The organism is Halococcus morrhuae DSM 1307, from assembly GCF_000336695.1.
Lineage (GTDB): Archaea > Halobacteriota > Halobacteria > Halobacteriales > Halococcaceae > Halococcus > Halococcus morrhuae.
This window is the reverse complement of record NZ_AOMC01000076.1, coordinates 1-1,865: the sequence shown is the minus strand read 5'-3', so window position 1 is coordinate 1,865 and position 1,865 is coordinate 1. Positions and strand designations below refer to the sequence as shown.

3 pseudogenes are annotated in these 1,865 nt (G+C 56.8%); all 3 read right to left on the bottom strand.

Features of this window, described 5'->3' with window-relative positions:
• Window positions 1-203 (bottom strand): annotated as a pseudogene (locus tag C448_RS16520) (TIGR00303 family protein); the annotation flags it as partial.
• A gap of 48 nt (window positions 204-251) precedes the next feature.
• Window positions 252-542, bottom strand: a pseudogene (locus C448_RS16665) (integrase); the annotation flags it as partial.
• A gap of 114 nt (window positions 543-656) precedes the next feature.
• Window positions 657-1,735 (bottom strand): annotated as a pseudogene (locus tag C448_RS17030) (aminotransferase class I/II-fold pyridoxal phosphate-dependent enzyme).
• Window positions 1,736-1,865: the final 130 nt, after the last annotated feature.

Genomic DNA, 1,865 nt, shown 5'->3' with positions numbered 1-1,865 from the left:
TGGACGGCGCGTGTAATGACCGCAGGGGTCGGACAGCCAGTCGGACTCACTGGCATGACTGGTGCCTGTACTGGCTGCCCATATTCAACGATTTCGAGGTCCGCGCTCGGAGTGTGTGCCATCAGAGCGGGGTCCGCTCCGGCGGCGCTGATCCCCTCGATGTGTGCGGTTTCAGTGGTGCCGGCGACCAAGACGAACCTCATTGGACGAACGGCTCCATTACTGCAGGAACCCCTCGCCGTCGGTTGCGACTGGACGACGTTTTCGGCGAGGTGACCTTCACGGACGGCCCAGCCGCAGAGTGCTGAGACGTACGCGTAGTACGTGCGTACCGTACCTGTGGTCCATCTCTGTCGGATAAGGCGGCGCGCGTACTCACAGAGATGGCCCGAGTCCAACTCGCCGAATGATGTCGGACTGTCCTCGTGGTTGGAAAGGAAATCGACGAACCGATCGAACTCTTGACTCGCATCTTCTCGATAGCTACCGCTCTCGCCACCTGACCTTTGCCCTTGTCCGTCACTGAAGTCAGGAAGGTGGATTGCTCATGCACGACTGGGCGCGAAATCAACGTCGCCAGTATAAATTTCACAGGCTTTTGTGCATGACGAATCCATCTAGCCGATTTCTGATAGCAGCAAATTTGGTGGATAGTATCAGCAGTTGTCCTCAATGTGGCGAGCGATTCGCTCAAGGCCTTCTTCGAGTTCCTCAGTATGGAGGCCGAAACCGATACGGAATCGGTTGGGATACCCGAAGACATCTCCGGGCGCGAGAACGACGCTCTCGGCCTCGAACACAGACCGGCAGAATTCCTTGCCGTTCTCGAACCCACCGGGAATCGTCGGGAACCCGTTTACACCCGTTGGCTCAAACCAGTCGAGGTCATAGCGCTCGAGGAATTCGGCGACACGTTTTCGGTTCGCTTTCGTGTGAGTGCGATTCGCCTTCAGAATGTCATTCTCCTGCTCTCCAAGCGCTTGTCGAGCGATGTTGTTCCCAACAATCGGCGGNTCGGCGGTGAAATCGTCGTGTAATCCTTCCATTTCCGTACTGCGTTCGCAATCTCTGTGTCTGCGACGACCCACCCGAGCCGCGCCCCTGCCAGACCATATGACTTCGAGACACCAGCAGTCGAAATCGCTCGTGGACCGAGTGCAGCGGCTGGAGTGTGAGGATCGCCGGCCAGCATCCGGTATACCTCGTCGACGAGGAGATGCGCATCGTTCTCGTCGACGAGATCGTAGAGTGCTTGCATCGTCTCCGGGCCGAGATACTTCCCCGTCGGATTGCTCGGGTTCGTGAGGACGACGAGTCGAGTTTCCGGCTGCATCGCTTCTGCGACAGCGTCGACAGAGAGGTCCCATTCTGGCGGTTCGGTTCGAACTTCACTAACCTCTCCAACCGACTCGGGGACGCTCACAAGCGACTGGTAGGTCGGCGAGACGACGACAGTATGGTCCCCTTCACTCAGAAGCGACATGAACGTGAGAAAATCTGCCTCTTGCGTTCCACAGGTGAGAACGACTTCCTCAGTATCACGGTCATAGCGCTCAGCGATTTCCGTTCGAAATTCCGGAGTTCCGTCAGTCGGAATGACGTATCCGAGTTCATCTACGTCGAGATCGAACCGGTCGGCAGGGAGACTTCGAACGCCGCTTTCGGCGAGCATCAGATCAGCGTCTGATTCGTATTTGTCGAGCCACCGTTCGAGTTCAAAAGGGGGTAATTCCATACGTGACACAGTATAGACGACCATTAGAATTTCATCATTCAGTGTGGCCGCATGGGTGCCGAAGGATTCACCCGATGATTGCTGATTATAGCCTCTGACGGCACAGGAGAAAGGGGTGTTCCGCCGGGAA